The following is a 23,736-nucleotide window of genomic DNA, read 5'->3' as shown; positions in this document are numbered from 1 at the left end:
CTGACTATAGTTTCCCCTACGTAAATGACAATCTAACACTGTTCCGTGAGTGGTGGCCTTAGGCCTGGGAACAGCTGATACGAACCCTTGAGATTCCAAGGCTCGCGTATTGGCATCGGGAAACCGGCGCTGGTCTGTTTTGGCTAAGCCTAGACAGACCAGTATCCTGAGTAGGTCGCGCGTTTTTTCTTATCCCTGTGATGCGCGAATAAGGCGGCTCTTCGATTTCCCATCGAAGGGCCGCTAATCCGGGTCAAAACGCATATCTGCGTCAAAGCACAAAAGGCCGCCCAAAATTGAGCGGCCTTTCAACGCGTTACACTTAGTAATTGACGTTCTACATTAACCGTTAAGCTTCGCAACTTCAGCTGCGAAGTCTTCTTTCTCAACTTCGACGCCTTCGCCAACTTCCAAGCGCGCGAATCCGGTAATGGTTGCGCCAGCATCGGCAACCGCCTGCCCTACAGTTACATCTGGGTTCACAACAAACGCTTGGTTCAGCAACGTAGATTCCGCGACGAATTTTTTCATCCGGCCAACGATCATCTTTTCGATCACCGCTTCTGGCTTGCCGCTTTCGCGTGCGATGTCCATTTGAACCTGCTTTTCTTTCTCAACAACAGCCGCGTCCATGTCATTTTCAGACAGCGCTGCGGGGTTTACGGCCGCGATATGCATCGCGATCTGTTTGCCCAAGCCCTCATCGCCGCCGGTCATTGCGACCAGAACGCCAATGCTGCCCATTTTTCCGGGAACGGCCGCATTGTGCACATAGCTGATAATTACGTCGCCAGTCAGCGCATTCATGCGGCGAACCGACATGTTTTCGCCGATGATCGCAACAGCGTCGGTCACGGTTTGTTCAACTGATTTGCCACCCATGTCGGCCGCCTTTAGCGCCTCAACATCGTTAACGGTCAGTGCAATTTCAGCAATGCCAGCAACCATTTGCTGGAAATCCGAGTTTTTGCCAACGAAGTCGGTCTCAGAGTTCACTTCAACAGCAATTCCCTTACCGTCTTTGACAGCAACTGCCACGAGGCCTTCTGCCGCCGTGCGCCCAGACTTCTTTGCAGCTTTCGCCAGACCTTTGGTGCGCAGCCAATCGACCGCCGCTTCCATGTCGCCACTCGTTTCTGTCAGTGCCTTTTTCGCGTCCATCATGCCTGCGCCTGTAGAATCGCGCAGTTCTTTTACCAATGCAGCAGTGATCGCCATCTTTGGTCTCCTTGAGAATGAATAGGGTGCCGGAGGCGCGTGTCGCCTCCGGTCTAATGCTTTAAAGACGCGGCCTTATTTGGCGGCTACTGCGTCTTCAACGGCAGGTGCAGCTTCTACAACGGCCTCTGCAACTTCTTCTTCAATGGCAGGTTCCATCTCACCGATGTCGATGCCAGCAGCACCCATTTGTGCCGTCATCCCGTCGAGCGCTGCGCGTGCAGCCAGGTCGGTATAAAGCGCGATGGCGCGGGCTGCGTCGTCGTTGCCGGGGATAATGTAGTCAATGCCAGAGGGCGAACAGTTGGTGTCAACCACGGCCACAACCGGGATGCCCAGCTTGTTGGCTTCTGCGATGGCGAGGTCTTCTTTGTTGACGTCGATGACGAACAACAGGTCAGGCACGCCGCCCATATCGCGGATACCGCCCAAGGACGCTTCGAGTTTGCCCTGAATACGTTCCATACCAAGGCGCTCTTTTTTGGTCATACCCTCAAAGCCGCGCTCGGCTGCTTCGTCAATTTCGCGAAGCTTCGCAATACGCTTGGAAATCGTTTCCCAGTTGGTGAGCGTACCACCGAGCCAACGGTGGTTCATGTAGAACTGTGCTGACTTTTCAGCAGCTTCTTTGATCGGTGTCTGTGCCTGGCGCTTGGTGCCGACGAACAGCACGCGGCCGCCCTTGGCCACAGTGTCGCGCACAACGTTAAGGGCTGCGTCCAACATTGGCAGCGTCTGTGTCAGGTCCATGATGTGGATGCCGTTACGCTGACCGTAAATGAATTCTTGCATCTTCGGGTTCCACCGCTGTTTTTGGTGGCCGAAGTGAACGCCTGCTTCGAGAAGCTGGCGCATAGTAAACTCTGGAAGAGCCATGGTCGTTTCCTTTCCGGTTTCAATAGCCTTGGACGGGGGTATCAGACCGCCACATTTCCTAAGAAAGCAAAGGTCCAACCGGTGGATAGATCAGGATTTCTCCCCGATGCACCCGCCCCCGTCTGGGGATTTAGTGAGTGGCGTATAGGACGGGTTCATGCGGGCTGCAAGGGCTTTGCGCTAAGGAATACCTTGGCTGACCTGCACCCGACGCGACGACAATTGAAAGGCAGTATTGGGCGATTTGTCCGAATGTCGGTCACAATCGGGCGCGCGATCCCGCTGGATGGTCATCAAGGGCCGCAGCTGTGACGAATTTAGAATTGCGATGGACGATATAATCGCAGCCACATGATCGCGGCGGGGTCATCGTGGGGTCGAGTTTGGCTGAGTGCAGAATAGGGCGCTAAGCGTAATTTAGGGTCAAAAGTTGCCCTCAGGCGTTTTTTGTTCCAAGATATCGATAGATTGTTGCTTTTGAGAGGCCGTAGAGAGCCATGAGATCCTTTATGAGGATGCCTTGCTCGCGTCTTTTACGCAGTTCCAAGATTTGGTCGGCTGTAAGCGCGGGCCGCTTTCCAAATTGCACGCCTCGGTCCTTAGCCTTTTTGATCCCGTCCATTTGACGCTCGGCCCGGATCTCGGTTTCGAACTGGCCGATAGCACCCAACATATTGAATAACAGACGGCCAGTGGCATCAGACGTGTCGATGTTCTGATCCAGGACAACCAGATCGACGGCTTTCTCGCGTAATGTCTCGGCGATCTGGCAGAGGTGCAGCGTTGAGCGTGCCAGGCGGTCGATGCGGGTCACGATCAACTGATCGCCTTCGCGGACATAGTCCAAGCACTGCTTGAGCATGGGGCGGGTATCGGTGGTGCCACTGCGTTTTTCTTGGAACAGCTTATCGCAACTCCCCAGCTTCTCACGCTGTACGTCCAGGGACTGTCCAACAGAACTGACGCGGGCGTATCCGACTTTAGCCATGGGGTCTCAAATATGTTTAGAGTTCGTGCGACTGTCATATTGAGACATTGATAAAGACACCGCAAGAGGATTGTCTCGATATGTATACGTTCAAAGACCCAACCACATAAAGAAAGAACACCCCGATGGCACACCGCACGGTTCTTACAGCACGTCAACGTGTGCAGCGCTTTTTGAGCTCGCCACTGATCAGGCTTCACTGTTGAAGCACTACACGTTGTCCGATGACGACATCCGACACATTCGCACACGCCGTCGTCCGGAAAACCAAATCGGTTTTGCGCTTCAGCTTTGTGCCTTTCGCTATCCTGGCCGCCTGTTGAAACTTGGCGAGGTGATCCCGGACAAGGTGGCGCGCTTTCTGGCCGCCCAGCTTGGATTGAAGCCGGATGACCTTCTGCCATACGCCGCTCGCGAGAAAACGCGCAGAGATCATCTCGGGTCACTGCGCAAGATCTATGGATACAAGATGTTCAACGGCAAGCGGGTCAAGCAAATGCGGAGCTGGTTGGATCAACATGCCGAGGACGCCCAGTCCAGCGAAGGCATGGTACGTGGTTTTGTGGAAGAATGTCGCAGGCGACAGATTATTCTACCTGGGCTGACGGTTATCGAAAGGCATTGTGCCGATGCGCTCGTTGCCGCCGAACGACGGATCGATACCCGGATTGTGGCCCGTCTCGACAGTGCAATGCGCCGCTGCCTCGATGACCTGCTTCATGAAGAGATGGACAACCGAACAAGCCGTTTCGTCTGGCTGCGCCAGTTTGAGGTGGGGAAGAACTCCGCTGATATCAATCGTCAACTCGACCGGCTGGAATTTTTGCAGGGGGTCGCGTTGTCCTCGACAGTTTTGGGTGACATTCCAGCCCATCGGATTGCGCGCTTGCGCCGTCAGGGGGAGCGATATTTTACGGATGGGCTTCGGGACATCACCAGTGATCGGCGCCTGGCCATCCTTGCTGTTTGCGTTGTGGAATGGGCGGCGGCTGTCGCTGATATCGTCGTCGAAACCCATGACCGGATTGTGGGAGCGATCTGGCGGGATGCAAAGAAGATTTGCGACACGCGCATTGCTGAAGCTCAAGTGGAGATAGAGGCCACACTGGCCGGATTCGAGACTCTGGGCGCGACATTATTGATGGCCAAAGGTGATGAAGCAGCCTTGGCTGGGGCGGTTGACGCGTCCTGTGGTTGGGGTGCTTTGGAAAGCCTTGTCGCCAAATCTGGGCAGCTCAGAGCAACCGTAAAGGCGGATGTTCTGGCCCATGTTGTAAAGGGGTTTCATCGGTTCAAACTCTATGCACGGCGGATGCTATCGGCATTGGATATCACCTGCGCGGATGTGGCCCAGCCTTTGTTGAAGGCAGCAGGGGTCATCCGAGAAAAGCAGGGTATCCCAACCGGATCGCCAGCCTTTTTGCTGCCGCGCTCCAAATGGCGTGGGCACTTCCGAGATCCCGAGACCGACCGCGAACGCCTCTGGGTCGTGGCGGTGTTGTTCCATTTGCGCGACACCTTCAGGTCCGGAGATATCTGGCTCACACATTCCCGCCGGTATGCCGACATGAAGCAGGCTTTGGTGCCGATTGAAACGGCAAGGGCGATGGGGCTGGTCATGCCGCTTGATCCAGAAACCTGGATCAAAGATCGCAAGCACCGCTTAGAAGACGGGCTACAGAGGCTAGCGGTTGCCGCCCGCACCGGCACGCTCCCCGGCGGCGTCATTGAGGACGGCACTTTGTGCGTCGAACGTCTTGAGGCGGATGTTCCAGAGGAAGCCAGTGATCTCGTTCTTGATCTCTACCGGCGGCTGCCAGAGGCGCGGATCACGGATATTCTGATGGAGGTGGATGGCGCCACTGGGTTCACCGAGGCCTTCACCCATTTGCACACCGGCGCGCCCTGCCGGGACAAAGTCGGATTGCTGAACGTGGTGCTGGCGGAAGGGCTCAATCTGGGCCTGAGCAAAATGGCGGGTGCAACCAGCACCCATGATTTTATGCAGCTTTCGCGCCTGTCACGTTGGCATGTCGAAAGCGAGGGCATGGCCCGCGCAGTGGCCATGGTGATCGAGGCGCAAGCGCGCTTACCGATGGCGCAGTTCTGGGGTGCCGGTCAAACCGCCTCCAGTGATGGGCAATTCTTCGCGACCACGCGCCAGGGAGAAGCGATGAATCTCATCAATGCAAAGTATGGACAGGAGCCTGGGCTGAAAGCCTACACTCATGTCTCCGATCAATATGCGCCATTCGCCACACAGGTCATCCCTGCCACGGTAAGCGAAGCCCCCTACATCTTAGACGGGCTGCTCATGAATGAGGCAGGGCGCAAGATCAAAGAATAATATGCCGACACTGGCGGGTTTACCGATCTGGTTTTTGCCGCCACATCCTTGCTTGGATACATGTTCATCCCCCGTATCCGCGACCTCGCCTCCAAGAGGTTGCATGTCTTTGACCCGCAAGCTGTCCCAAAAGAACTGAAGGGCCTGACGGGCGAGCGCATCCGTGAAACCACCATCATCGCCAATTGGCCTGATGTCTTGCGCAGCATCGCAACGATGCTCTCCGGCAGGATGCAGCCCAGTCATCTCCTCAAGAAATTGGCGGCGCGACCGCGGCAACACGACCTGGCACTGGCGCTGCGCGAAATCGGGCGGGTCGAACGGACATCGTTTATCATCGAATGGCTGCTCAATACCGAGATGCAGCGCCGCGCCCAGATAGGCCTCAACAAAGGCGAGGCCCACCATGCATTGAAGGGCGCATTGCGGATCGGGCGGCAAGGCGAAATCCGCGACCGCACCACGGAAGGCCAGCACTTCCGCATCGCCGGTCTGAACCTGCTGACCGCAATCATAATCTATTGGAACACCAAACAACTCGGCATCGCTGTCGCGCAAAGGCGAAAAGCTGGACTCGATTGCTCGCAAGACCTCTTGGCGTATATCTCGCCACTTGGATGGGCCCACATCCTCCTCACAGGCGAATATCGATGGCGAAATGCACGGCCGTAAATCCTTAGCGCCCTATTCTGCACTCAGCCGCACTCGACCCCTTCCTGTCCCGCGCCACGACATCAAATCTGGTCCAGCGATCAAAGGAACACGCGTTCCACCACCCAATATGCACCGATCAGAGCAATACCGATGCTGGCGGGCATCGCGACCATGTGGCGGTAGGTGTCGAACCGTTCAACCGCGCAGGACGCCGATGCCAGACCTGCAAGGGCCGCCACCATAAACAACAACGGCAGATAGGCCTCTACCGCGTCCGGCCCGATCGCGGTGATCGGGATGATGGCCAGTGGCACGAGCAGGATCGCGGCGCCCATATAGATTGACGCGGCGGTTTTATTAGCCTTGCCGTCCTCGGACAAGCGCATGGCGCTGACAAGGATGATGAAGGCCACGGCGATCACCGCCAACTGGCCCAGTTCCACCCCAATGTTAAAGCCGAGCAGCGCCGGGATGACCGCAGTGTCAGGCAGACCGTAGGCTTGCAATACCGACGCAAAGCCAAGCCCGTGCAGCAATCCGAACCCGAAAATAATCGCAGGGCGCCAAGGGTTCAGGCCGTCGGTAAAGACATTCTCGACCGCGATATAGACGATGGACAGGGCGATGATGCTTTCCACAATCCACATATATTCGTTGGGGATATTCACATAGCCCAACGTCGCCAGCGCCAACGTAACGGTGTGTGCGGCCGTAAAGGCGGTGATCTGGGCCAGAAGCGGGCGCAATCTAACCGACAAAAAAAACAGCCCCAGTACAAACAAAATATGATCGAGGCCAAGCGGCACGATGTGTTCGACGCCCACGGGGATAAACTGCACGAAGGCCTCGCCGCGCGACATCGCATTTCCACCCGACAGCGACACAGGATCGGTCAGACCCCCACCGGACAAATAGCCATCCCAGCCGCCATCCACACCCATTTGACGCAGCACCAGCACGCCGTATTCTGCAGGCCAGCCGATTTGCACCGCTTGCGCGCCATCTGGCACAGCCCCCGCAAAGGTCAACGTGGACTGGCGCACGACGTCAACATCCCCAACCTGCGGCACCTCAATGCCACTGAATTCAAGCGCCACACGCTCACCGTCCACGATCACGTCAATCGTACTGGCCATGGTGGGCCAATATCCGGCAACTTGTGCGCCAAAAGCTGCGGGTTCCATGGCGCGTAACATGTCGTAAACCTCAGCCTCGGGTGCGGCTTCGGTGTCGTTCAGCCCATCCAGATCAATGCCCGCGACGATGCTCTCAAAGTTTCCTTCAAGGCTGAAGGTGATTTGTCCGTCAACAATTTCCATATCGCCTATGGTTGGCAAAACTTCATGCGCGGCAGCCAATGACGCGCATGTGATCCAGACCAGTGCGGCCATTGACACCACCCGCCCAACCGTCACCTTAGCGTTAACCCAAACGGAGTTTCCCATGCGCATCCTTGCCATCGCTGCTGCCCTTGCTGTCGCCCTACCCGTTCCATCGCAGGTTATGGCCCACGAATTCTGGATTGAACCGCTTGCCTACCAAGTAGATTCTAGCGATCTGATTATCGGTGAATTGACCAACGGGCAAGAGTTTGCAGGGTCACAATTTGCCTACCTGCCGCAGCGCTTTGAACGATTTACGGTGGCGGCGGGTATGCGTCAGGGTGACGTCTTAAACCGTCTTGGCGCGCGACCTGCCCTCAGTATCGCACCCCTCAGTGAGGGGTTGAACGTCATCAGCTACCAATCGACCCTATCAACAATGACCTACAGCGAATGGGCGAAGTTCCTGAAGTTTTCTGCGCACAAGGATTTTGCCGACATCGAAGCAATCCATGACGCGCGCGGCCTGCCCCGGACAGGGTTTGTCGAAGGCTATTGGCGGTTTGCCAAAACCCTTGTTGGTGCTGGCAACAGCATCGGCAGTGATTTTCGCAGCGGGCTGGCGATTGAATTTGTCGCCCTCGACAATCCATATACCGATGACCTGAGCAACGGTTTGCGGGTGCAGCTGTATTACCTCGACGATCTGCGCGGCGATGCACAGGTTGAACTGTTTGAAAAAGCGCCAGACGGCACAGTCGATATCACCCTGCACCGCACCGATGCGAATGGCATTGCCACCCTGCCCGTCAAGGCGGGTTTCAGTTATCTGGTTGATGCCGTCGTGCTGCGCGAACCCTCAAATGAACTGGCGGCCGAGGCAGAGATCGTATGGGAAACCCTATGGGCCGCCCTGACATTTGGGGTGCCGGAATAGGCTTTCGATACGACGCTTGTCATAGCGAACACCCGCGTGTCACGAGCGCCCGTCTTGGTTTCTAGTCAGGCCCAGCTGCGCGACGCGCTTTGCAATGACTACTTATCTGTCAAATAGGCATAGACCTTATCTTTCAGAAGCATCCGCTCTTTGCGCAGAACTGAAATATGATCGTCCGCGGTCGGCTGCACATCGATTTAAGCTGAATGGACCGTGCGATTGACCCTGTGGTAGTTTATCAAATAATATGGCAAAATGTGCAGCAGCCGCGCGTAAATCATGCATCCGGTCAATATGTTCGGGAAACTCTTCGGGCAATCGATCGCAAAGACAAATGCCCGATCAGCCCCCGTGATATCTTTTCGCGTTCCCACAGAATTGGCGCAAAGAGCGGCTGAATCGATGATGATAAGCGCTCAAAACCACACCCAATCGACCTCAACGTCCCCAGATTTGCCATCACTCCCAGATCAGCGACTTCGGTTTGTCTGTAAAAGTATATGCAACGAAGTTACTTCAACGGGCTCACGCCATCTTTTCAAAAAGATTAAGGTGTTGCATCAACCGGTTGAAATAGAGGGGTAAAACGACCCTAGACCCCAATAGGTGTGATGGCTTTTTTTGGACCAAACGCGCGGGGCAGCTATCACAGTACAGCGCTTTGAGCGGCCACTACTCGCCCATACAGCGATTATAGTACCTTAGTGATATAATGAAGGTTGCAGGATCAAAACCTGACACTTGCTCGACTGCATAGAAATGCCCCCATGCTGCGCATTATGCAGCAAGGGGGTCTGTCGAGACTGTTTTTAGCTCTAAATGAAATCGATCTGGATAAGGCTAAAATCCCCACCCACTAGGGTGATTGTCGAGTCAGTGTCAGTAGTTATAGCTGTCAAAGACGCATTGAAGCTGATCACAGTATCGCCACTACCGCCGGCATTATAGGTTGCGGTGCCCCAACCGGTAATACCTCCCGTGATATGGAAAAGGTCTGCTCCATCTCCAAAATCATGTATTGTGTCATCCCCATCGCCACCGGCAAAAATGAACGTGTCGGCTCCTCCGCCACCCCTCAAACTGTCATCGTTTTGCCCGGCATTAATAATGTCGTCACCCAAGCCTGTCGCAATCACGTCATTACCGCCGCCCGTCGTAATGATGTCGTTGTGTTCACCCGAGGTGATGTTGAAGTTCTCAACACCCAAGAAGCTCGCGACGCCGAGCCCGGAAATATTTCCGGAGTATCCAATTTCAACATTACCGGAGAGAGAGTTGATGCTGACAACGCTTCCAGCTGACTCAAAATGGGCAATCAGAGTGTCGTTGCCTGTCGCTGCAGCAATTGTGTCAGTGCCACCTTTGATGTGGATTCTGTCGTCACCGTCACCCGTTGAAACCGTATCAACATCTACGCCAGTATGGACTACGTCATCGCCTGGACCGGTCGTGATAGTGTTAGCTCCGTTTCCAGCACGAACTACATCTTGGCCTGCGCCGGACGTGATGGTATCGGCATGGGCGCCGCCCCAGATAAAGTCATTACTATCCGCGGTTGTGATTGTGTTGGCGCCGTCGCCAGCATGGATATAATTGAATTCACCAGTTGTACCGGCAGTCGTAATACTGTCGGCACCGATACCCGTGGTAATATGGTTTGTGCCTGACGTCACAGTAATCGTGTTCGCGCCATCGCCAGCGTTGATAATGTTATTCCCGGATGTGGCAGTGATGCTATCAGCACCGTTACCCGTAACAATGTAATTGTTTCCAAATGTCACAGCGACGGTATTCGCGCCACCTTCACTTAGGATCACGTTATTCCCAGATTGGAGAATAATGGTATCAGCGCCGATACCCGTTCTGATTAGGTTATTGCCCGATCCGCCATTAATCGAATCGGCACCGCCACCGCCGTCAACCGTGAAACTTGCATCTGTGAAAAGAAAAGTATCAGAAGCAAGGGTTCCAAAGACCGGGTTATCGCTGCTTTGAGTGCCACCGACCGAATAACTACCACTGGAGAAAAAAGAAAAGAAACTGCCCCATGGAGTGGCAGGATATGTGGGGGTTCCTAAGTCAGCTAGGCTCATCTGAGATGAGCTCATATCGGCAAGATCAAAGTTGTGGGTAGTAGAATCAAGGAACGTATCGAATGAATGGGCCATAATATTTCCTTCTGCGCCGGTAGCTGGAACGTTTATTCACGCCATACTAGTCGCGGGTTAAAATTTTTTTATGCTTAATTTTATTTTTAACATAATGGATTCAACCCATAGTGTCCAGCAAAATGGATTCTGCAGCCACCAGCCACAGCGGGTTCTGGAAAACACATACAAAAGCGCTGTGAATATTTCTCGCCGTATCTGCGAAACTATGCGTTGCCATGGCTCGGTCCAGTTTGGTTGTGGTGGCGGCGTTGGTCTGTTGATTTTCAATGAGGCGACGTCCGAACTCACGAACGATGGAACAGGTTGCCGTTGAGCCGAGCACAAATGTGACCGACGATTATTGTCCGCATATTTAATATTCAAAGCGAAGACTTGGGTCTGGAGTGTCTGGCTGAGGGATTGGCAGAGGGCTTGATTGCCAGACTATCTGGCAAACCAAACTGGCGGGTGCTGTCCTAAAATACTGCGCGTGCTCTGGCATAAACCGTGACAACCAAGGACCGCTCGGTAACATCAATCGTCGACGGCAGCATTCGCCAACTTGCGGACCAATATCCGCTTCAATCAAAGCGCCTTTGACAAAAAAAGGCAACACGGACGGCGTGTTCGACGGGCTTTGAATCTCAAGTCTTTCGGCGCGGCGCGGGTACAACTCAGGTCCGATCTGGTGCTTCCCAGTCGACAGGCCATCTAAATCAATGATCAAGCCAGTGTCTCCGGCTCCGGCTCCGTCAAAAATGAAGTGTTTGGATGATGTCACGCGGCCATTGTAATCATAGGGCTTTGGCAGCTGGCTGGTGGAAAGAAATCGGGACATTCGCGTTTTTGTTTCCAGACCGATCAGCCTGTTTCGCGAGAGTTGCGAAAGTGCGGCTGGCACGTGCCTAGATCATACGCTCAGGCCTATGTGCTTTTGAAAGACAACCCGCACAACCCGCACAACCCGCCGTGGCGATACCTGTACAACCCACTTGACGCCATCGGACTGCGTTCAAATCAAGCGGGTTTTCATATACTTGTCGACGGGGTTCTTGACGTGGCACGCTTGGCGGTGATCACTTGACCACAAGACTTAATGAGGGCGACGTTCATGGCGCATGACAATGATCTGGTAATTCGGGGCGGGCACGTCGTTGCGCCAAGCGGTGTAATTGATGGGGATGTGGCCATCAAAGACGGCAAGATCGTTTCGGTGGGCAAACCTGTATCAGGCGCGCGCGAAATAGATGGGCGTGGCAAATGGGTGATGCCGGGTGGTGTCGACGTCCACGCCCATATTGAACAGATGTCGGGCATGGGCGTGATGAACGCTGATACGTTCGAGACCGCCACAAGGTCTGCCGCGCAGGGTGGCACGACGTCCGTCATCTCGTTCGCGGCGCAAGCGAGGGGCGAACCGCTGGCCCAAACGGTTGCCCACTACAGCGCCCGCGCCGCGCGCGGTGCGATGATTGACTACGCGTTCCACCTGACGCTGACCGATCTTGGCGTTGCGGGTTTTGACACTGATCTGGGTGATCTGATTGCAGCGGGGCATCGGTCGCTGAAAGTCTTTACGACCTACAACATCAAACTTGATGACCATGAAATCCTATCGATCATGGCGCAAGCGCGCCAGCACGGCGCGCTCGTTTGTGTGCATGCCGAAACCGACGCCATTTTGAACCACGCAAAGACCCAACTGATTGAGGCTGGCCACGTTCGCCCGCGCGACCACGCTGCATCCCATCCCCGCATCGCAGAAATTGATGCCGTCGAACGAATGTGTCGCTTTGCAACCTATTTGGATCAGCCAGTGATGTTGTTCCACATTTCCACCACTGAAGGCGCCGCCGCCGTCAGACTGGCCCGCGCAAACGGCGCACCAGTCTGGGCCGAAACCTGCCCGCATTACCTGTTCATGTCTGAGGGTATTCTGGACGCCCCCGGATTGGAGGGTGCCAAGTGGATGTGTTCGCCCCCGCAACGACAAACGGCAGATCAGGATGCACTTTGGGCCGCACTTGGCGCGGGTGATTTGCAAATCGTGTCCTCTGATCATGCGCCCTATCGCTATGATAAAAGCGGAAAACTATCTGCGGGACCAGACGCGGGATTTCATGAGATTGCGAATGGTTTACCGGGGCTGGAGACACGTTTGCCGCTGATGTTTGACGCGATGATGCGCGTAGGTGGGCTGGGACCCGAACATTTTGCGCGGATCACAGCGACTGCACCGGCGCAGATTTACGGCCTGCTTAACAAGGGCGCAATTGCGCAAGGGATGGATGCCGATATTACGATCTGGGACCCTGATAAACAGGTGACCTACGGGGCCAATGATTTGCATGACAATGTCGGATACAATCCGTGGGAGGGGCGCACGATTACGGGTTGGCCCACACACGTCATTTTGCGCGGCGAGATGTTGTGCGAAGACGGTGAATTTCTTGGAATAGCCGGAATGGGCCAGTGGATCGACCGCCCCGAACTGGCCACAAAGCCAAACAACGCAAAAGCAAAGACATGACCCGACCAGACGGCCCGAACCAGCTTGCGATCACGTTTTTCTATTATCGCGACCTGCCCCGTGTGATGCGGTTTTATGAAAACATCATGGGCCTGCCGCTGGCGATTGATCAAGGCTGGTGCAAGATTTATCAAATTTGTCCGGGTGCCCACATAGGTTTGGTGGATGAGGCGAAGGGCATGAACAAATCGGCCGACGTGAAGCCTGTGCAACTTTGCATTCGTGTGTCGGATGTGGATGCGTGGTATGCCTATTGTACTGAACTGGAACTCGATAATCTGTCAAAACTGTTCGTGAACGACCAACTGGGCATTCGTGCGTTCATCTTCAACGACCCCGAAGGATACCAAATCGAAATCCAATCTGCCACGCGGGACGGCGCATGACGCTTGTCATCATCAACCCCAATTCATCGCAAACTGTGACGGATGGCATCGACGCCGCTGTCGATCCTTTGCGCCGGTTTGGCACCCCTATTCGCTGTCTCACCTTGCCCGATGGGCCACTTGGCATCGAAAGCCAGCGTCAAGCGGATCTAACAATAGCGCCGATGTTGACGCTGGCTGCTGCGCAATCTGACGCCACTGGATATGTAATCGCCTGTTTCGGTGATCCGGGCCTGCATGCGCTGCGCGATCAAACGAACCTACCGGTGGTTGGAATTCAAGAGGCCGCTGTGATGACCGCGCTTACCCTTGGTCAGCGATTTGGTGTGATCGCGATTATGCCTGCGTCGATCCCGCGCCATCTTCGTGCGTTCGGGGCAATGGGTGTGCTGAACCGATTGGCCGCGGATCGCGCACTGGACTTGGGCGTGGCGGACTTAAGCGATCCAGATAAAAGCCTGTCCGCAATGGTCGCTATTGGCAAACGGTTGCGCGACGACGATGGTGCAAACGTATTAATTATGGGATGCGCTGGCATGGCACAGTATCGCGATATGCTTGAGGCAGAGACAGGGCTACCCGTGGTTGAACCTTGCCAAGCTGCTGGCGCCATGGCGCTCGGCCACATTGCGCTAAACCAAAGCCACCGAAAGGGACCAAAATGATCAATGAGCAAACCGCAGGTGTCTTCACAATTGCCGTAACACCTTTCTTGCCTGACGGAGCCATGGATTGGGACAGCGTCGACCGCATGGTTAATTTCTACATTGAAAAGGGCGCCACCGGCCTGACAATTTTAGGGATGATGGGCGAGGCTGGAAAATTGACTGCAGATGAATCCATCGCCGTTGTGCAACGCGTGGTCGCCCGCAGCACGGTTCCGATTGTCGTCGGTGTCTCTGCCGCTGGCTTTGCGGCGATGAAAACGCTCGCCGATGCTGCGATGGATGCGGGCGCGGCAGGTGTCATGGTCGCTCCGCCGTCGAACCTTCGCACCGACGACCAGATCATCGGATATTACCACAATGTGGCTGAGGTCTTGGGCAGCACCCAGTTCGTGCTGCAAGACTTCCCGCTTGCGACAAACGTTATCATGTCGCCATCGGTCATCCTTAAGATCATCAAAGAGTGTCCCACCTGCGTCATGCTTAAGCATGAAGACTGGCCGGGTTTGGAAAAGATCAGCACCCTTCGCGGGGCGTCGGATGCTGGTGCGCGGCGGATATCCATTATGTGCGGCAATGGCGGGCTCTATCTGCTTGAGGAAATGTTACGCGGGGCGGACGGCGCTATGACCGGATTTGCCTATCCCGAAATGATGGCGCAGGTGGTCGCGGCGAATAACACCGATGAGGCGCGCGCCCGCGATATCTTCGACGCTTACATGCCGATGGTCCGCTATGAGGCACAGCCGGGCTTGGGCCTTGCCATTCGCAAATACACCTTGGCGCAGCGCGGCTCGATTGCCCACGACACGATGCGCAAACCGGGGGGCGCGCTGTCGGCGGCCGCGCGCATCGAGGTCGACACTCTGGCCGCACGACAAGCGATCAAATTGAAGAAACTGGGTCTCTAACGCCGCCCACCACAACGCGCGGCGTCAGTGACACGGGCCCGCGGTGAAGGACTACCGGCTGACGCCGGTAGCCTCATTTAGAGGAATGCAATTCCAGATACTGCGTGATGATGTCGTCAGTCACATTTCCAGAGGTGGTTGAGAAATATCCGCGTGCCCAAAACCGCCTGCCCCAGTAGCGCTTGCGCAACTCAGGGAATTCCATCTGGATGCGGCGCGACGAGCGGCCCTTTATGCGTTGCATAACGTTGGACAAGGACAGTTTTGGTGGGATCGACAGGAACATGTGCACATGATCGCGTCCCAGCACACCTTTCACGATATGGACGCCCATTTCGGCGCATGTTTGCATGATAATCTCGCGTATCCGCTCTCGCATCGCACCCTGCAAAACCTTGTATCTATGTTTTGTGACCCACACGACATTTTGTGACCCACACGACGTGAAATCTGTGGTAAAATCGCATGTGCGCGGATGAGGAATAACGCATGATCTTCTCTCCTGAATTTTGAAACCCGCATTAGCAGTATGGTTTCAAAATTCAGGAGAGAAGATCAATCATAGATTCCCTGAAGCTGACCGGCTAGAAGCCGGTGGTTTCGATCCATTAGGTGGAAAATGAAAGCGTCCATTGCGAACCACATAAGGACGGGCAATAAGATTGAACGTTGCAGCGTCATCTTAGAAACAGGCAAGTTACGCGGACATCTACCTGCTCGGGTCAAACGGCGGCTTTGTGAGCAGCGTGGACCTCAGTGCATCGCGCGGAGAAAGTCTTGTGTTGATGGCTCCTGCATAGCAAGACATTTTTGATCAGATTTGTGCATTTGTCAGAAGCAGTCATGTGTTCCCGCTGCCCGGCAGTTGGTTGCAAGGCAATCAATGAGAGGGGCCTGTTTGCGCGGTTTTGACCGCTGCCCCCCTCTCGGCAGATTGCTACGCAATCGCCTGCTGGGCAACGGATGGGTTCCGCAGACCAAGTCCCTTACAGCTTAGCGGGCTATATCGCCCGGGACTTTCGACGGGGTGTCCTGGTTTTGGCGGCAGACTTATGCACCATCATCTCGTGGGTCTTGCTAACTCTTTGTTCTTCCTCTCTTAAGTAATGTGCGTTGTATAAGGTTCGTTGCGCGTTAAAACGGCCCAGACGATCCTTGCCGTTTTATTGGCCCCTCTCGGGCAGCGATAGCGACGGTTGCGACGCGCGCGGGTTTTCGTTCCAGCAGTGATGTCAGCCACTTGCTTGCTCGCTCCGGGTGCGACTTGGTCTGTCGGACGAGTGATGTCATGCTAACGACCAGCAATGATCGTAAGTATTGATCACCCATTCACTGCCCCCTCTCACACATGCTGTGCATGTGTTGCCCGGCAACGGGACAGGGTATTGCGTCACGCCATGGGCGTGCTTGCAGCACGACGCAATGTCCCGAGAGGGTTGTAATGCGCCCGAGTTTCTCTTTACCGCCGCTGGATTTGTTCGCGGGCGTCAACCCCAACCATGCTGCAAACTCGCGGCCATTGCTGAATTGATGGCCATCACCAATGCTGGCGATGATCGCCGAGGCTGTCACAACACCAACGTCCCACTGCCCAGCAGGGCATGTTTACATGCCCGAGAGCGGGAATAGTGCGCAACAAACGGACCCGCACATCTTCCTTGGCGACCAGCTTGAGCCGATCTTCATACCACCGAATCCGTACATGCAATGCCATGAGATGTTCGCATAGATTATGGATCACTTCCTTGGCAATTTCGGGCAAGTCTAGCACTTCGCCTACTAAAACATCCTCTGCAAATCCGATGATCCTCGCGAGGCCCCTCGCGATGTAAACGCCGAACTCAGCGACCAGGCCACGCAAGCTATTGATCAGCTGCGTGCGTTGGCGGACAAGCAGAGCCCGTGTGCGATGGAGTGACAGCAGATCTTGTTGCTAAACGGTTTTTGCAACAAACCGCCCTCTCGGTGAATGCAAGCTTCACCTGCCGGCAATGATCGTCGGACGGGTCACCGCTTCACAAATCGCCTCTGCATCGATCGCATCAGACTTGCCGCGCTTAACGTATGGCTTGACATATATCGGCGGGATCAGCCGAACATCATGGCCCAACGCCGTGAGTTCCCGGGCCCAATGATGCGCGCTGCTACAGGCCTCCATGCCAATCAGGCAGGGATCAATCTTGGAGAAGAACGGCAATAGCTGTGCGCGTCTCAAAGGCCGGTTGAAGGCGACCTCTTCGTCTTCAGTGATCCCATGAACTTGAAAAATGTTCTTGGCCAACCTCTCAGCGATTGCTGCGCATTCGCCTGCTGGTCGATGGATCAACGCCGATTGTGGTAACTTGCATGGGGTTGGCTCCTTTTATAAGTAGGTTTCGACACCTGCAGTATAGCGCATTGCGACGCTGGTTGGAGCAGGAGCCATCAACCCCATCAGGTTTAGCCGATTCTGTTGAAAAACACCGTGTTGCGCGTGCAGAAAGTCTGGCGTTGAACTGGGCGCAAGCGCCTTTCTTATCAGGCTTTGCACGCTTGCTGCGGTGCAGGAAGGATCTTGGCCAGTTTGCGGAGGTTTTGGGCGGTTGCGGCGAGTAGAAATTCGTCATTTGCGCCGCATGGTCCTCGTAATCGAAGCCGTCCTAGCCCCAGGATGCGTTTGAGGTGAGCGAAGAGCATCTCGAGCTTTTTCCTCAGTCGCATTGAAACGGCGTATTGCTTGGTCTTAGCAATATCTCGGGCGACCTGGCGGGCGTCTTCGTGTTCTTCGCGGGTGATCTTGCGCACATCTGCATTCGGGCAACATTTAGGTTTTGAGGGACAGGCTTGGCACGACAACTTTAGCGCCTGATACTTGGCGACGCCCTTGCCGTCGGGGCCTCGACTGGGGTCGGAGAAGTTGCGGCGGAACTGCTTGAGCGCTTCGCCTTCCGGGCAGATGTATTGGTTGTTCTCAGCGTCCCACTCAAAGTCTTCCCTACTCCAGGTGCCATCGGTGCGACTGGCTTTATCCCCTTTCGTGCATGCGAACATGCACTGCCGGGCAGTGAATGACAGGGATGTGCGGGGCGATGCCACGATCTACTAACCATCCCAGCATCGGGCCGGACCCGTAAGCGGTATCTGCGATGATGCGTTCAGGATCTAAATCAAACCTATCTTTGACGCGATCCAGCATCGTGCGCACGGACCCAACTTCGGCCTGACAGATCGACCGCGTGGCCTCAACATCCATTGCCCGGCGGTCGTTTGCGCTGCAAACCATGAGAGGGGACAATCACGGCATTACCCGTGTCGATCAAGTAATTGGTTGAATAGGCAAAGAATGCAGGACCTTTGCGTGCTGCGGTCCACTGGCTGGCTGGGTCAGAATGCGATGTGAACTTGGGTTCCACTTCTGAGGCGGCACCAAATGCAGCGTCATCTAGAACGCCAAGATATTCCATCACAGCGCGCGGTGCTTGTGATGGGTCGATCGCGCTGTGATCCCAATCGGCCTTCGGTGTTGAGTTCTGCTTGTTAGCGTCAGCTTCGATCAAACTGGCATCTGCCGCAAAGCGCTGGCCACTCACCAACCCCTCCGCCATGCATCGCGCCACAGTCGTTTCAAACAAGTGACGCAGCAGATCGCTGTCGCGGAAACGACCATGCACTGCCCGGCAGTGGTTTGCTTGCAAACCATGAGAGGGGCGGTTCTTGGAGAATGTCGAATGGTCCGGCACGCGATCCGTCAAATCGAGGCGGCAGAACCACCGATATGCGAGGTTCAGATGAACCTCTTCGCAAAGCCTACGCTCCGAACGAATGCCGAGACAATAACCGACCAGCAACATCCGGATCAGAAGTTCGGGATCAATCGAGGGACGGCCGGTGTTGCTGTAAAATGGCGCCAAATGCTGACGGATGCCAGACAGATCAGCGAAGCGGTCAATGGATCGCAGCAAGTGATCCTGAGGGACGTGATCGTCGATCGAAAACTCATAAAACAACGCGCCTTGCGCCTCTTGCTTCGGTCCCAACATCGCAATCACCCCCCGTTATCAAGGATAATTGAATCAGCCGGAGAGCCTCAAATCAACAAGATTTTTTCAACAGGATAAGCCGATTTTGTTGAAAAACACCGTGTTGCTGGCGCAGAAAGTTGGGCGTTGAACACGGCGCGAGCGCTTTTCTTCTCACGCTTTGCCTATTTGCTGCGGTGCAGGAAAGATTTTAGCTAGTTTGTGGAGGTATTGGGCGGTTGCAGCGAGAAGAAATTCGTCATTTGCGCCGCATGGTCCTCGTCATCTCAATCTGCCGTCCCAACCCAAGAATGCGTTTGAGGCTTGCGAAGAGCATTTCGACCTTCTTTCGCAGTCGCATTGAAACGGCATATTGTTTGGTTTTTGGCCCCTCTCATGCATGTAAACATGCACCGCTGGGCAGTCGGTGTCGCGGGCAACTTGACGTGCGTCTTCGTGTTCGTCGCGGGTGATCTTGCGAACATCGGTATTCGGGCAGCATTTGGCTTTGGATGGGCAGGCCTGACAGATCAGTTTAGGCCCACGATATTTTGTCCTGCCCGTCATGGTTGGGCCTCGACTGGGATCGGAGGAGTTGCGGCGGAACTGCTTGAGCGACTGACTTTCTGGGCAGATGTATTTGTCGCCCTACGGGTCCCACTCAAAATTAGCGCGGCTCAGGGTGCCATCGGTGCGGCCAGCCTTATCCCCTCTCGTGCATGTGAACCTGCACATCCTAGGCAGTGAATGACCGGGATGTGCGGCGCGATGCCACGATCCACTAACCATCCCAGCATCGTGCGCACGGACCCGACTTCGGCCTGACGGATCGACCGCGTGGCCTCAACATCCATTGCCCGGCAGTCGTTTGCGCTTGCGCCATGAGAGGGGCGGCTTTTGGAAAAGGTTGAGTGGTTGGGCACATTGTCGCTCAGATCCAGTCCGCAGAACCAGCGGTAAGCAAGGTTCAGATGCACCTCTTCGCAGAGGCGATGTTCGGACCGAATGCCGAGGCAGCAGCCAACCAGCAGCATTCGGATCAGCAGTTCTGGATCAATGGACAGCGACCAGTATGGCTGTAAAAATCGGCTAAATATTGGCGGATGCCAGACAGATCGACAAGCCGATCAATGGATCGCAGCAGATGATCTTGAGGAACGTGATTATCTATCGAGAACGCATAAAACAACGCGCCCTGCGCCTCTTGCTTTGGCCCCAACATCGAAATCATCCCCCGTTGTTAGGAACAATTGAATCAGGGGCCAAGCCTCAAATCAACAAGATTTTTCTAACAAAATAAGCTAGTTTTACGAAAATTCTGCGAGGCCAAGAATGGCAGCTATCGCAGGACAGGCAAAAACCTTTAACAACTGCAGTGGTTTAGAAAAGGGTTTTTGGCAGTTTAAAGCAAGTTGCTGGCGAATGTTCCAAAACGGAGCGTTTTTGGCACAATACGCCAATCTATTTTACTGAGATCATGTCAGATGCCCGCCCCATAGAACGACCCAACGTTCCACCGGATAAATAGTCCAGCATGAGATGACCCATTACAACTGACAGCGTTTCAACTGCACGTTCGGGACCAACAATACGTTCGACAGCTTTCAAATACATAGAACGCGACATTTGAATCGCCTTATCGGCTGCAATTTCAGCGGGGCTTTTGCCGCGCAGGTAGTCAAACACCAAAGCCATCTCTGGCCCAAAATCGCCTCGGATAGAATCCACCAAGGCCTGCAACTGCGCCGCCTCCGTCGTTTCAACATCTAGAGGGGCCTCTTCAACGCGGCTCATGATGGATTCAGTAGACGCCAAGAACAGCGACTCTTTGGTCGGAAAGTAATGATACAAAGCACTCTTTGACATGCCGAGATGTTCGGCAATGCCGCGCATGCCAACTCCTGCGTAGCCGTGTTTCGAAAAAAACCCTGCCGCGCGTTCGGCGAGATCTTTCTTATATTTGTCTCGATCAACAATTTTGGGCATTTGGTTCCTCGTCCATCTGGTCGAAAACAATTGACAGACTGCGACGGTATCGTCTAGTCATCATGAAATAGTCCAAAAGGTCGATAAAGATGCCTGATCCGTACTTAGCAGCAAATTTCCTGCACTTTCTCGCGGTGATCTTGACGGTGGGCGCTACCGTTATCAATGGTTTGATCCATGGTCAGGCGAAGGGCTCGACGCCTCTAGAAGCATCCGCTTTGTTGAACGCGGTGCTGTTGATCAACCGGCTGATAATGGGTCCGTCATTGCTGATCATACCTCTGTCCGGCTATTGGTTGATGACCTTAACCGGCTATGGGTTGGCCGAAACCTGGCTCTCGATATCTGTTGTTCTAAGCATACTATTGATTGCCGCCTATCTGTTCGGGCTTCGATTGGAGCGCCGATTGCACAGCATTGCAAATCGAACAGCGACCTTTCAGGACAGCAGTCTGCCCGCTGAGTTTAACCGCACATTCTTGAAAGCTGCGCCCATCGGCTTTGGCGCATTGGTGATGTCCTTAGCCGCACTTTCCCTCATGATCTTCAAGCCGTTTTAAGGAGTGTCCAATGGCCGATTCCGGTGGTGTCAATCGCGATTATGATAGATCCTTTTCGCAAAAACTAACCTTCGCTTTGATCCATGCTGGCATTGTTGCAACCTGCATTTGGCTGGCTTTTGGATCGATTGATTGGCCTAACCCGATGCGCGCACGCCTTCTCGCGTTCTGCGCTATCCTGTATTGGGCGCGACACTGTGTGACGTTGTTTGTCCTGCTCAAACGGCAGGTCGCATATTCCGAGGTGTTCGGTCTTTCAGTCTTTATAGCAGTCTTTGAAATTGGCTTTGTGCTGTTGGGTGCTGGTATCCTTACCGATAGTCCTGCGCTGCTCGGCGGTATGGATTGGATTGCCCTCGCGCTGGTTTTACTGGGGTCATATCTGAATTCAGGATCTGAGCTTCAACGCTGGCAGTGGAAAAAACAACCATCGTCAAAGGGCCATTGCTACACGGGGGGGCTGTTTGAATATGCCACACATATCAACTACTTTGGTGACAGCGTTTTATTTACCGGTTGGGCCATGCTGTCGGCATCCATGTTCGCTTGGGGCATTCCGATCTTTGTGACAGCGGGCTTCTTATTCTTTCACATCCCCGCCTTGGATAAATATCTGTCGAAGCGGTACGGCGTAGAATTTGATGAATACGCCGCCACGACTGCCAAGCTCGTTCCGTTCATCTACTGAGGTGTCCACTAGCTTTTCTCGGCCTAACGCCGTTGATACGTTCGATCCGAAAGCAGACTTTGGGCCAAATTTAGAAAACGGCAACAAAGTCCGAACAGCGACGCTCGGTGCAGGCAGCAGCGTCGATCCGCTTCTGGGCAGATCAGCCTTCACCATTAAATGTGTACAAGGCACGTGGAAAATATTGTCACATAGGGCAACGGAGCCTTGTGGCGTTTAAAGTAGGGTTTTCTAGAACAAAGGTATTGTATCTTTGCTGCCTATGAAACCCTGTCATGGCGGCTCTCCCCGCGCGCAAAGCGGGTGCGAAAATCCGTCTATCGGGCGTTTGGACGGGTCTTTTGCCTGGCATACCTTCTGCCCGCCAAGGGCGTTATTCAGGAGCTATGTCAGAAACTTTGTGACGGGAACCGAACTTGCTAAACGTATTCGATACGGGTTCGGGTCTGAACTCAACGGGCGAATGACCATCCCGGACAACGCGAGGCTGGACACGCTCCTGAAAACGCGCGGCGTCTTTTTGGCATTACCGCATTTGCATGCCTCGATCGCCTTGACCCGTTGTCTTTCGCAATCCTAGAACCGTCAGCGGACATCGTCACCTCCACTCAGAACTTGATGACCCAGCATGAAGGCCGGATCAGGTCCCATCCAGAGGAATGGGCGTTTTCACTCGATCAGCATTGGGCTCCGGTTCTACGAGGCGTTGCAACTGGCGCGCAGCTAAACGGCAGCGTTGTTCGGGTGAGCAGACATTGCCTGAAGTCCAACCTGCACCCGACCCCACGAATTCAGCAGCGTCTCTAGCTGTTCAATAAAAACTGCAAGTTCCTGTTTTGGGTCCAGATCCGTGATGGGGTGCAAATCCATGCTCACATGGCGCGTGCCGTTCTTGATGCCAAGAAAGCTCCAGAACCCGTCGTACTGTGCGCGTTGAAATTTACCACGACCGTCGATGCGCAACAGCATCACGGCCGTGTCAGGTTGCGCCCGCAAGATATCGTAGACGCCAGACAGTTGCGGCACGATATTTTCTTCGCGTTGGCGGCGCACCTTTCCGGCTGGAATCAACAGAATGGAATTGCCATTGCCCAGCACCTTATGAATGATGCCCAGTGTGTGGGTTTTTCGTGCAGCGCGTTGACCGTCGGGCCATGATTACGGCGACGACATCGGGATCGCGCCCGCCACATACATCGGGAACCACTGCGCCCAGTTGTGGTATTCATCGTAATGCACCGTCGGGCGCACGCGCGTTGTGGAATACAGAATCGCCGATATTAGCGGCCCATCATGACGGCTGACATGGGTCGCCAAAGTCAACGTCCCGGGTTTGTCCTGCAACAGGTGCTTGCCCGCCGCGCTGACGTTGTAAAACAGCGCGTAAGAGGCCCGCACGAGCACAAAAAAGAAATGCCGGACCCATTTGCCCAGTGTGGTGTCAATATGGCGTTTCATTGGGAGGACTTTTGCAGATCAGATTGGACATTGTAACTCCCCCCCTCTGATATTGAACGTCG

Annotated in this window: 17 protein-coding genes and 5 pseudogenes; 8 read left to right on the top strand and 14 right to left on the bottom strand. The window is 54.6% G+C overall.

Annotation, left to right across the window (positions count from 1 at the left end; genetic code table 11):
• Positions 1 to 342: 342 nt before the first annotated feature.
• From tsf to OAN307_RS12405, 3 genes are all read right to left on the bottom strand, one after another.
• Positions 343 to 1,218: a translation elongation factor Ts gene (gene tsf / locus OAN307_RS12415; RefSeq protein ID WP_015500071.1), complete on the bottom strand. Its 876-nt coding sequence runs from the start codon at positions 1,216 to 1,218 to the stop codon at positions 343 to 345.
• A 75-nt stretch (positions 1,219 to 1,293) separates the two neighbouring features.
• Positions 1,294 to 2,094: a 30S ribosomal protein S2 gene (gene rpsB, locus OAN307_RS12410; protein WP_015500070.1), complete on the bottom strand. Its 801-nt coding sequence runs from the start codon at positions 2,092 to 2,094 to the stop codon at positions 1,294 to 1,296.
• Positions 2,095 to 2,530: 436 nt separating this feature from the next.
• The gene (locus OAN307_RS12405; protein ID WP_015500069.1) at positions 2,531 to 3,082 is read right to left on the bottom strand and encodes a recombinase family protein; all 552 of its coding nucleotides are present in this window, start codon (positions 3,080 to 3,082) and stop codon (positions 2,531 to 2,533) included.
• A gap of 125 nt (positions 3,083 to 3,207) precedes the next feature.
• Between OAN307_RS12405 and OAN307_RS12400 the strand changes: the two are divergent.
• Positions 3,208 to 6,101, top strand: a pseudogene (locus OAN307_RS12400) (Tn3 family transposase).
• An 80-nt stretch (positions 6,102 to 6,181) separates the two neighbouring features.
• Here the strand turns inward: OAN307_RS12400 and OAN307_RS12395 are convergent.
• Positions 6,182 to 7,528 (bottom strand): HupE/UreJ family protein, encoded by a 1,347-nt coding sequence (locus OAN307_RS12395; RefSeq protein WP_245540840.1) that lies wholly within the window; start codon positions 7,526 to 7,528, stop codon positions 6,182 to 6,184.
• Between OAN307_RS12395 and OAN307_RS12390 the strand changes: the two genes are divergently transcribed.
• Entirely contained in the window at positions 7,527 to 8,342 is an 816-nt protein-coding gene (locus OAN307_RS12390; protein WP_015500067.1) for a DUF4198 domain-containing protein, read from the top strand. The two genes, OAN307_RS12395 and OAN307_RS12390, sit on opposite strands and share 2 nt — an antisense overlap.
• Before the next feature lie 98 nt (positions 8,343 to 8,440).
• On the opposite strand, the gene OAN307_RS31295 is transcribed toward OAN307_RS12390, so the two are convergent.
• Positions 8,441 to 8,533: a hypothetical protein gene (locus OAN307_RS31295; protein ID WP_408634909.1), complete on the bottom strand. Its 93-nt coding sequence runs from the start codon at positions 8,531 to 8,533 to the stop codon at positions 8,441 to 8,443.
• A 624-nt stretch (positions 8,534 to 9,157) separates the two neighbouring features.
• Positions 9,158 to 10,510, bottom strand: coding sequence for a calcium-binding protein (locus OAN307_RS12380; RefSeq protein ID WP_015500066.1), 1,353 nt, complete (start codon positions 10,508 to 10,510; stop codon positions 9,158 to 9,160).
• 1,078 nt (positions 10,511 to 11,588) lie between these two features.
• Between OAN307_RS12380 and hydA the strand changes: the two genes are divergently transcribed.
• From hydA to OAN307_RS12345, 4 genes are read left to right on the top strand one after another with little or no spacing between them, the layout of a single operon-like run.
• Positions 11,589 to 13,022 (top strand): dihydropyrimidinase, encoded by a 1,434-nt coding sequence (gene hydA, locus OAN307_RS12360; RefSeq protein WP_015500064.1) that lies wholly within the window; start codon positions 11,589 to 11,591, stop codon positions 13,020 to 13,022.
• Positions 13,019 to 13,408 (top strand): VOC family protein, encoded by a 390-nt coding sequence (locus OAN307_RS12355; RefSeq protein WP_015500063.1) that lies wholly within the window; start codon positions 13,019 to 13,021, stop codon positions 13,406 to 13,408. Before hydA ends, OAN307_RS12355 begins: the two co-directional genes overlap by 4 nt.
• Positions 13,405 to 14,073, top strand: coding sequence for an aspartate/glutamate racemase family protein (locus tag OAN307_RS12350; protein WP_015500062.1), 669 nt, complete (start codon positions 13,405 to 13,407; stop codon positions 14,071 to 14,073). The genes OAN307_RS12355 and OAN307_RS12350 overlap by 4 nt, the downstream gene beginning before the upstream one ends.
• Positions 14,070 to 14,984, top strand: coding sequence for a dihydrodipicolinate synthase family protein (locus tag OAN307_RS12345; RefSeq protein ID WP_015500061.1), 915 nt, complete (start codon positions 14,070 to 14,072; stop codon positions 14,982 to 14,984). The genes OAN307_RS12350 and OAN307_RS12345 overlap by 4 nt, the downstream gene beginning before the upstream one ends.
• Before the next feature lie 73 nt (positions 14,985 to 15,057).
• Here the strand turns inward: OAN307_RS12345 and tnpA are convergent, their stop codons facing one another.
• The 6 genes and pseudogenes from tnpA to OAN307_RS12320 form a co-directional block, all read right to left on the bottom strand.
• Complete coding sequence (gene tnpA, locus OAN307_RS12340; RefSeq protein ID WP_144055569.1) at positions 15,058 to 15,405, bottom strand: IS200/IS605 family transposase; 348 nt, start codon at positions 15,403 to 15,405, stop codon at positions 15,058 to 15,060.
• A 678-nt stretch (positions 15,406 to 16,083) separates the two neighbouring features.
• Positions 16,084 to 16,316: pseudogene (locus tag OAN307_RS31650) on the bottom strand (IS110 family transposase); the annotation flags it as partial.
• A 105-nt stretch (positions 16,317 to 16,421) separates the two neighbouring features.
• Positions 16,422 to 17,307: pseudogene (locus OAN307_RS31290) on the bottom strand (IS110 family RNA-guided transposase); the annotation flags it as partial.
• A gap of 194 nt (positions 17,308 to 17,501) precedes the next feature.
• Positions 17,502 to 19,003 (bottom strand): annotated as a pseudogene (locus tag OAN307_RS12330) (transposase).
• An 857-nt stretch (positions 19,004 to 19,860) separates the two neighbouring features.
• A pseudogene (locus tag OAN307_RS30035) lies at positions 19,861 to 20,204 on the bottom strand (transposase); the annotation flags it as partial.
• 239 nt (positions 20,205 to 20,443) lie between these two features.
• On the bottom strand, positions 20,444 to 20,968 hold the full coding sequence (locus tag OAN307_RS12320; protein WP_015500058.1) for a TetR/AcrR family transcriptional regulator: 525 nt from the start codon (positions 20,966 to 20,968) through the stop codon (positions 20,444 to 20,446).
• A gap of 89 nt (positions 20,969 to 21,057) precedes the next feature.
• Between OAN307_RS12320 and OAN307_RS25270 the strand changes: the two genes are divergently transcribed.
• Positions 21,058 to 21,528, top strand: a complete 471-nt coding sequence (locus tag OAN307_RS25270; protein WP_015500057.1) for a DUF2269 family protein — start codon at positions 21,058 to 21,060, stop codon at positions 21,526 to 21,528.
• Between the two features lie 10 nt (positions 21,529 to 21,538).
• Positions 21,539 to 22,216, top strand: a complete 678-nt coding sequence (locus OAN307_RS12310; RefSeq protein WP_015500056.1) for a DUF1295 domain-containing protein — start codon at positions 21,539 to 21,541, stop codon at positions 22,214 to 22,216.
• A gap of 723 nt (positions 22,217 to 22,939) precedes the next feature.
• Here OAN307_RS12310 and OAN307_RS12305 read toward each other — a convergent pair.
• Together OAN307_RS12305 and OAN307_RS12300 are read right to left on the bottom strand one after the other, a co-directional pair.
• Positions 22,940 to 23,269: a hypothetical protein gene (locus OAN307_RS12305; protein ID WP_144055568.1), complete on the bottom strand. Its 330-nt coding sequence runs from the start codon at positions 23,267 to 23,269 to the stop codon at positions 22,940 to 22,942.
• A 105-nt stretch (positions 23,270 to 23,374) separates the two neighbouring features.
• Entirely contained in the window at positions 23,375 to 23,674 is a 300-nt protein-coding gene (locus OAN307_RS12300) for a lysophospholipid acyltransferase family protein (protein ID WP_044043640.1), read from the bottom strand.
• Between the last annotated feature and the right edge of the window lie 62 nt (positions 23,675 to 23,736).

This window comes from Octadecabacter antarcticus 307 (assembly GCF_000155675.2).
GTDB classification, from domain to species: Bacteria; Pseudomonadota; Alphaproteobacteria; order Rhodobacterales; family Rhodobacteraceae; genus Octadecabacter; species Octadecabacter antarcticus.
This window is presented reverse-complemented; position numbering and strand designations above follow the sequence as displayed.